The organism is Microcystis sp. M53598_WE2 (assembly GCF_030067735.1).
Taxonomy (GTDB): domain Bacteria; phylum Cyanobacteriota; class Cyanobacteriia; order Cyanobacteriales; family Microcystaceae; genus Microcystis; species Microcystis aeruginosa.
Genome location: NZ_JASJFE010000368.1, coordinates 1 through 8,794 on the forward strand (window position 1 = coordinate 1; position 8,794 = coordinate 8,794).

7 protein-coding genes and 1 tRNA gene are annotated in these 8,794 nt (G+C 44.5%); all 8 read left to right on the forward strand.

Features of this window, described 5'->3' with window-relative positions; genetic code table 11:
* The first annotated feature begins 155 nt into the window (after positions 1–155).
* Positions 156–395 carry a hypothetical protein gene (locus PX636_RS22845; RefSeq protein WP_502882858.1) on the forward strand — a complete coding sequence of 80 codons (240 nt, stop codon included), beginning with the start codon at positions 156–158 and terminating at the stop codon, positions 393–395.
* A complete protein-coding gene (locus PX636_RS07930) occupies positions 379–2,430 on the forward strand; it encodes a M3 family metallopeptidase (protein WP_002798473.1) in 2,052 nt (683 codons plus the stop codon). Before PX636_RS22845 ends, PX636_RS07930 begins: the two co-directional genes overlap by 17 nt.
* A gap of 494 nt (positions 2,431–2,924) precedes the next feature.
* Positions 2,925–5,153 (forward strand): sensor histidine kinase, encoded by a 2,229-nt coding sequence (locus PX636_RS07935; protein WP_288116680.1) that lies wholly within the window; start codon positions 2,925–2,927, stop codon positions 5,151–5,153.
* A 77-nt stretch (positions 5,154–5,230) separates the two neighbouring features.
* Positions 5,231–5,303, forward strand: a tRNA-Phe gene (locus PX636_RS07940).
* 255 nt (positions 5,304–5,558) lie between these two features.
* Positions 5,559–6,302 (forward strand): HEAT repeat domain-containing protein, encoded by a 744-nt coding sequence (locus tag PX636_RS07945; RefSeq protein ID WP_288116681.1) that lies wholly within the window; start codon positions 5,559–5,561, stop codon positions 6,300–6,302.
* Positions 6,286–6,903 (forward strand): flavin prenyltransferase UbiX, encoded by a 618-nt coding sequence (locus PX636_RS07950; RefSeq protein ID WP_004162491.1) that lies wholly within the window; start codon positions 6,286–6,288, stop codon positions 6,901–6,903. The genes PX636_RS07945 and PX636_RS07950 overlap by 17 nt, the downstream gene beginning before the upstream one ends.
* A 204-nt stretch (positions 6,904–7,107) precedes the next feature.
* Complete coding sequence (locus PX636_RS07955) at positions 7,108–7,722, forward strand: LapA family protein (RefSeq protein WP_004162490.1); 615 nt, start codon at positions 7,108–7,110, stop codon at positions 7,720–7,722.
* 197 nt (positions 7,723–7,919) lie between these two features.
* Positions 7,920–8,794 (forward strand): RNA-guided endonuclease InsQ/TnpB family protein (locus PX636_RS07960; RefSeq protein WP_288116682.1); only part of this gene is annotated, 875 nt, incomplete at its 3' end.

Here is an 8,794-nt window from a genome sequence, read left to right on the forward strand (position 1 = left end):
CCACTATGAAATTTTATCAAATCGCTGTAACCATCACAACATCGTTGTTAAATAATAATCTTTCTCAATTAATTCTTAAGGATTTATAAATATTGCGGAATGTTAATTTAAATATTCTCAAGTTTTTGCAGTCAATAAATAATTTTTGCTTATCTTTGATCAACAGAGGCAGTCCCAATGAAAAAATTTTCACCCCCACAGATGAAAGAGGTTTCTTTCCCTACACCCTACACCCCACACCCTACACCCCACACCCCACACCCCACACCCTACACCCCACTGAAAAAGCTCCGGCGTTCGATCGCCCGGATAGATGGTCGGGGATTTGGGTTAGGGTAGTAAAAGATACAGATTACCCACCCTTCCAGACCAACAATTATGACGAACACCAGTAACCCGCTGCTTGCCGGTCAAGGATTACCGGCTTTTGACCAAATCCAACCCGGCCTGATTGTCCCTGGCATGACGCAACTTTTGCAGGAACTGGCCAGAGAATTAACCGATCTAGAAGCGCAGATTGCCCCCACCTGGGAAAAATTAGTCGAACCCCTCACCCGGATCGAAGAACGTTTAAGCTGGAGTTGGGGGATTATCGGTCATCTGATGGGGGTAAAAAATAGCCCAGAATTGCGTCAAGCTTACGAAACCGTACAACCGCAGGTAGTCGAGTTTATTAGCCGTTTAAGCCAAAGTAAACCCATTTATGAGGCATTTTTGTCCCTGCGCCAAGGGGAAAGCTGGGGGCAATTAGACGAGGCACAACAGCGCATTGTCGAAGCATCCCTGCGGGATGCCCAATTGGCTGGGGTGGGATTGGTAGGGGAGAAAAAAGACAGATTTAACGCGATTCAACTGGAATTAGCGGAAATCACCACGAAATTTTCTAATAACATCCTCGATGCCACCAAAGCTTTTCAACTGAAACTAACAACCCCAGAAGATATCGCCGGTTTACCCCCTAGTCTCCTTAGTTTAGCCGCCCAAACCGCCCGAGGCCAAGGAGAAACTAACGCCAGCACCGAAACTGGCCCCTGGGTGATTACCCTAGATTTTCCCAGTTATTTCCCCTTTATGAAGTACAGCGATAATCGGGAATTGCGCGAAAAACTCTATAAAGCCTACGTTAGTCGGGCCGATCTGGGAGAATTGGATAATAATCCCTTAATCGATCGCATTTTGCAACTTCGTCAGGAACAGGCCCATCTTCTAGGTTATAGTACCTACGCCGAGGTCAGTCTTGCCAGGAAAATGGCCAATTCTGTGGATGAAATCGAGAAATTGCTTGACAATTTACGCCAAGTAAGCTATGAAGCGGCAAAACAGGATTTAGAGGCCTTAAAAACTTTTGCGGGAACCGACGATCTCAAGCATTGGGATATAGCCTATTGGTCAGAAAAACAGCGTCAGGCCAAGTTTAACTTTAGTGCCGAGGAATTACGCCCCTATTTCCCCCTACCACGGGTTTTAGAAGGCATATTTAGCCTCGCTAAACGGATTTTTGGGGTGGAAATTATCGCTGCCGACGGTAAAGCACCTATCTGGCATCCTGATGTGCGTTATTTCCAGATTAACGACGAAAAGGGCGAAAAAATCGCCTATTTCTACCTCGATGCCTACAGTCGTCCCGCCGAAAAACGCGGCGGTGCTTGGATGGATGTCTGTATCGGTCGCGCCAAAACTGGTGCCGAGGTGCGTTTACCTGTGGCTTATTTAATCTGCAATCAAACGCCTCCAGTGGACGGAAACCCCAGTTTAATGACCTTTGAGGAGGTAACTACCCTATTTCACGAATTTGGCCACGGTTTACAGCATATGTTAACCACTGTGGATTATTCCGGCGCAGCGGGTATTAATAACGTTGAGTGGGATGCGGTGGAATTGCCCAGTCAATTTATGGAAAATTGGTGTTATGATCGCCCTACTTTAATGAGTATGGCCAAACACTACGAAACCGGTGAAACTCTCCCCGAACATTACTATCAAAAACTGCTCCTAGCTAAGAATTATATGAGCGGTTCGGCTATGCTGCGTCAGCTACATTTGTCTTTAGTAGATTTGGAATTACACCATCGTTATCAACCCAATGGCGGCGAAACTCCTAAACAAGTCAGACAGCGTTTAGCGGCGACGACGACGATAATTCCTCCCCTACCAGAAGATGCTTTCTTATGTTCTTTTGGGCATATTTTCGCTGGCGGTTATGCGGCGGGTTACTATAGTTATAAATGGGCAGAAGTTCTCAGCGCCGATGCTTTTGCCGCTTTCGAGGAAGTGGGATTAGATAACGAAGAAGCAGTGAAAGCGATCGGCCGCCGTTTTCGCGATACTGTCTTAGCTATGGGGGGAAGTTCTCATCCTATGAATGTTTTTAAAGCTTTCCGCGGTCGCGAACCTAGTACCGAGCCTCTCCTCCGTCATAGCGGCTTATAAAAGTAGCCAAACACTTTTCTTGGTGGTGCGTTACGGCAATATTTAGCTCTTGATTTTTTCCCTAAAAACAAGGGATTGTCTGACGCACCCTACTTGACTATATTGTGATAAGTAGGTAGGCGTTAAAAGTTGTCAGATGCCCCCCTTATTAAGGGGGGATTAAGGGGGGATCCCCCCGCCTATCGGCACCCCCCTTATCAAGGGGGGCAGGGGGGATCGAACCTAAAATCCATTTTTAATTTAATTATAACCAGCTACTTAACTTAAAACTTAAACCTGATCACTGATAACTGGTCACTGATAACTGATAACTGATAAGCGATCTCAGTATATTGGGGTTGCTTTCTCGTTTTTGCAAAGAAATATATCGAAATCGGCAGCGGATAGGAAAATTCGTGCGAGAATCTTAAAAAATAATTAAATCGCTCTAGGAGTAGCCAACGATTTTGTGATTATCGATCCAAATCCACCAATTAGCACAATGGGAGGCTCTTATGGAAAAGCAGCCATCAGCAATCGATACCGAGTTAGATGGACAGCTACAAGAGGAGGATTCCGAGCAGTTTCTGCGTAGTATATTTAATTCCGTGCAAGCGTCGATTTTTGTGGTGGACGTGCTGGAAAATAGAGATTTTCGCTATGTGGGGGCAAACCCCGTTCATGAACGCTGGACAGGACTGCGCTCATCAGATATTAAAGGCAAAACTCCCGAACAGATCCTTCCCCCCGATGATGCGCGTAGTGTGCGGCAACACTATAGTGATTGTGTACGTTACGGAACGACTATTTCCTACGAACAGTATTTACCTTTTCAAAATATACCCTACTGGTGGCTAACAACTTTAACACCCCTACGGGATAACAATGCGCGCATCTATCGTTTAGTGGGAACCAGTACCAATATCACCGAACGCAAACAGGCCGAAGAAGCTTTAAGATTACAAGCAGAACGAGAACAACTACTGGGGGTAATGCAGGAAAGAATCCGGCAATCGTTGGATCTTGATCGCATTTTGCAAAGAACTGTTAAAGAAGTGCGACAATTTCTCAACTGCGATCGAGTGTTAATTTATCGTTTATTCCCCGATCATAGTGGCATGATTGTGGTGGAATCCCATACTGCGAGGATTAATTCTGTCTTAGGAAACAGGATACAGGATCCCTGTTTTAATTTATCCCCAGAACGTCTGGAAAATTATCGTCGCGGGAGAATTCAAGTTATTGAAAATGTCCATAATTCGGGACTTGATCCCTGTTATCGCAGCCTACTAACCTCTTTGCAAGTACAGGCTAACTTGGTGGTGCCGATTATCTGCGATAACCAACTCTGGGGGTTACTAATTGGCCAAAATTGCCAAAAAACTCGTTCTTGGCAATCCCAAGAAATCGATCTGCTCAAACAATTAGCCATTCAAGTGGGAATTGCCATTCAACAAGCAGAACTGCACCAACGGGTAAAATGCTTGAATACTGCCTTAGAATCGGAGGTGCAGCAAAGAACCGCCGAATTGCAGATGAGTTTGAAGTATGAGGCATTAATCGGACGGATTACCGAAAAAATTCGCGATAGTCTCGATGAAGATCATATTCTGCAAACTACCACTAGGGAATTAGTGCAGGTTTTACCCGTAGAAAGGGCCCAAATTGAGCTTTATGATTCCAGTCGCAGCAAAGCCACCATTGTCCACGAATATACCACTCAAGAGCTTATCTGTCAGGGAATTACCCGTCAAATTAGCGATTTTCCCGAAATATATCAACCGCTGCTGCACAAACAAATTTTACAATTTGTCGATCATCTTCCCCTTGGCAATCCGCAAATCTGTCGTGTTAACCGTTGCGCTTGTGCTATCTTTGACGATCAGGGTTTTTTGGGCAATCTTTGGCTAATTCGACCAGCTAATCAGATTTTTAACTCCTTAGAAACTAATTTGATTCAACATATTGCCACCGAATGTGCGATCGCTATTCGACAGGCGCGACTTTACGAATCTTCCCAAGCACAAGTGAGGGAACTAGAAAAACTGGAAAGATTAAAAAGCGAATTCCTGAAAACCCTTTCCCATGAACTGCGAACCCCGATTACCAGCATTCGTCTAGCGGTGGAAACCCTAGAAAGTCTCCTAGAAGATCAAGGGATCGAGATCGATCCACAGGATTCGATCGGTCAACTGTTGCAAATTCTTAACATTGAATCTCAACGTCAGAGTAAGTTAGTTAATGATCTGTTGACTTTAACCTATCTGGATGCGGAAACAGAACCCCCGGCGATCGAAGCAATTGACTTACTTTCGTGGCTACCCTTATTAGTGGAACCTTTTCGTCATCTCACCCGTGAGCGACAACAGCAGTTAATTTTAGATATAGATGGGGATATACCGGAGATTAACACCAGTCTGTGTCATATCGAGCGCATAATAGCGGAATTACTTACCAATGCTTCTAAATATACCCCAGAACGAGGAATAATTAGGGTAAATGTCTGGCGTGCGGATGAGCAAATATTAATTAGTGTGAGCAATTCAGGAGTAGAAATCGCCCCAGAGGAATTATCAAGAATATTTGCCCCTTTTTATCGCATTCCTAGCCAAGATCCCTGGCGCTACAGTGGTACTGGTTTAGGTTTAGCTTTGGTCTGCAAACTGATTAAACCCCTGAATGCCACCATCGATGTCACCAGTGCCAACGCTGTCACCACTTTTACCCTCACCTTGCCAATCTAGTCGAGCAGAAAACTTTTTAGAAAAAAACCTTGCAATTATTTCGAGGGCGTGCTATATTGAGAAAGGACAAAAAAAACGCCGAGATAGCTCAGTTGGTAGAGCAGAGGACTGAAAATCCTCGTGTCCGCGGTTCAAATCCGCGTCTTGGCATCGGAAAAACAATAAAATTAGCCCTGTATTTACCTCCTATTCTGCTAGGTTTTGTAAATGCAAGAATAGGCGGTGAGAATGCGTCTTAGCTTATCAGTGATGATACGGGCTGCCTATCTTCGCTCGGATTTGGATCTTCAGTTCACTGATAACTGATTACTGATAACTGATAACTGATAAGTCCCCCCAACCCGCAACTACTTTTTGATTTTTGGCTTGACGTAAGCGGTCACGGATTAAGATAATCTAACAAGTATGTACGATAATGAAATCCTAGACTCTAACAACTCCTTAAATAATCCTCTCGATGGGAGCGATCCGGACCTAGCAGCGGAAATCCCCCCCGATCCAGAGGAAATGCTCTTATTGCTTACTTCTGCTCATGTGAGCGAGAGAATGATCGCGGCCCGCGCCTTTTGTGAATTGCGTGACGAAAGAGCGATCGCTCCTTTACTGGAGATGTTAAGCGATGTCTGTCCCCTAGTGCGTGTCAGTGTCGCCTACGCTTTGGGCAGAAATCCCAGTCTTAGCGCCGTGGAGCCTTTAATCGAGCTACTGGCCAGAGATTGGAATGGTTACGTCAGAAAAGGGGTAGTTTGGGCCCTGGGTAACTGCGGAGAGCGCAGAGCGATCGAGCCTTTGGTTCATGCTCTCAAAACTGATATTTCGGCGGTGCGATTATGGGCTGCCAGTAGTTTGGCCCAGATTGCCAAGGTCAATTATGAAGATATCATCACCGTCTTGCCGCCTTTAATTGAAGGATTGCGTCGAGATTTAATCGCGGCGGTGCGGAGTAATTGCGCTTGGTCGATCGGTCAATTATGCCGAGAATTGCCCTTAAATGTGATTTATGCCACGGCGATCGATGCTTTGATCGAGGCCTTGGTGGAAGATGAGGATTTAGGTGTCAAGGAAGATGCCAGGGGTGCTTTATTAAAAGTGGGCGACCCGAGAGGATTACAGTTGATCGAGGAATTAGAGCTTGAAGGAATTATCTAAACCGCTAATTTTGGGCGTTACGGGGGCATCAGGGCTGATTTATGCCGTCCGTACTCTCAAATATCTACTTTTAGCCGACTACATGATCGATCTAGTGGCCTCCAAATCAGCTTACACTGTCTGGCAAGCAGAAGATAATGTGCGGATGCCTCCAGAACCAGAGCTGCAAGAACAATTTTGGCGCGGCCAATGCGGGGTGATGGAAGGGGGAAAACTACGCTGTCATCGTTGGGGTGATGTGGGGGCAACGATCGCCAGTGGTTCCTATCGCACCCTTGGTATGGTAATTATTCCCTGTAGCATGAGTACAGTGGCCAAATTAGCGGGGGGATTAAGTTCCGATTTGCTAGAAAGGGCGGCCGATGTGCAGATTAAGGAGGGCAGAAAATTGGTTTTAGTGCCGCGAGAAACCCCCTTTAGTTTAATTCATCTGCGTAATTTAACCACTTTAGCCGAGGCGGGCGTTAGAATTGTGCCGGCAATACCGGCATGGTATCACCATCCCCAATCGATCGAGGATTTGGTAGATTTTGTCATCGCTCGTACCCTCGATCAGTTAGATATCGATTGTGTGGCCATTAATCGCTGGCAAGGACATTAACAGTTATCAGTGATCAGTGATCAGTGATCACTGATCACTGATCAGTTATCAGTTATCAGTTATCAGTTATCAGATGTAAGTTATCAGATGTAAGTTATCAGATGTAAGTTTTAAGTTAATTAGTTAGTTAGTTATCTTTATCTTTATACCTGATCACTGTTTACTGTTTACTGTTTACTGATCACTGAATCAAGGGAGGTAAAAATGGGCTGGATTATGGTCTTATTTGCGATCGCTGTAGGCGGATTACTGATCTGGCAGAATCTGGGGGCGATCACTTTGGTCTTTTTTGGCGGTATTATGACGGTAAAACTGCCCCTAGCTGTCTGGGTGTTACTTTTCACCCTGGCGGGAATTATCAGTGGTTTAACCCTGCAATTTCTCTATAGTTTTGGTCGTCCTTTGGCTGCCCCAAAAGCCTCCCCTCCTATAGCCAATAATCCTCAAGTCCCACCCCCATCTCCCCGACCTACCTATATTCAAGATCGCGCCGCGTCTCCACCGGGTAACGATTGGGAAAGAGATAGCGGTGATGATTGGAATTTTGATGCACCCCCCGAAAAACCGACTACCATTCAGGATCGGGAAGAATTCCCGCCTAGGGTTGCTGATGGGGAAAAAGCGAATTTTGTCAAGCCTCCAGAGGACAGTTATCAAACTGGCTCAGTTTATTCCTATAGTTACCGCACGGCCAAACAGACTCGCGGGGAAAAAGCCGAGCAAGTTTACGATGTCAATTATCGGATTATTACGCCCCCCGCCCAGGATGAAAACCAAGAGCGGGAGGTAAACAAAGGGGATGAGGAAGATTGGATATAAACTTTGACAGAGTAGAGGTTTCTACCTGAATCCCTCAGAGAAGACAAACTGTTGTGGCCTTGTCTCCTGTCTTACCGAAAACTTGGGTTTAAGGTTCCCCGCCATGCCCGCGTAGCAGAGGGCGGCTTTTAGGTGATGGGTTGTCAGTTTAATATTTAATGTGTTAAAATAAGTTTATTCTTAAAATTTTAGAGTAAATGTTTGTCCTAGAGTTTAAAGTTGAGGCTAAATTAAAACAGTATCAGGCTATAGACGATGCTATCCGCACCGCTCAATTCATCCGTAATAAATGCTTAAAGTATTGGATGGACAACAAAGGTGTAAATAAGTATGATCTATCAGCTTATTGTCGAGTTTTGTCCCATGACTTTAAATTTGCTAGTCAATTAAATTCTCAAGCAAGGCAAGCATCGGCTGAAAGGGCATGGTCTTCTATTTCCCGTTTCTTTGACAACTGTAAGCAGAAGGTAATCGGAAAGAAAGGCTATCCTCAGTTTAAAAAGTTTTCCCGCTCGGTTGAATACAAAACAACAGGATGGAAGCTTCTTAACCCTAAAACCATTCATTTCAGTGATAAAAAGGAGATTGGAACACTTAAACTAAAAGGGACTTGGGACTTAGGATACTTTCAGCAGTCTGACATTAAACGAGTTAGGCTTATTAAACGTGCTGACGGCTATTATTGTCAATTTGTTCTCTCTTGTGAAGTAAAAGAGGATGTTAAACCATCAGGTAAGTGTATCGGAATAGATGTGGGATTAGCTTCTTTTTATACTGATCATGAAGGTAATAAAGTTGACAATCCTAAATTTTTAAAAAAGTCCGAGAAAAGATTAAAACGACTTCAAAGACGATTATCTAAAAAGAAAAAGGGAAGTAAAAATCGTCAAAAAGCTAGACAAAGATTGGCTAAGGCTCATCTTAAAATAAGTAGGCAACGTAAAGACTTTGCTGTAAAGTTAGCAAGGTGCGTAGTTCGCTTCTTAGATGTGATAGCCCAGGTCGATTTAAGAATTAAGAACTTAGTCAAGAATCATTGTTTAGCTAAATCGATCAATGATGCGGCCTGGTA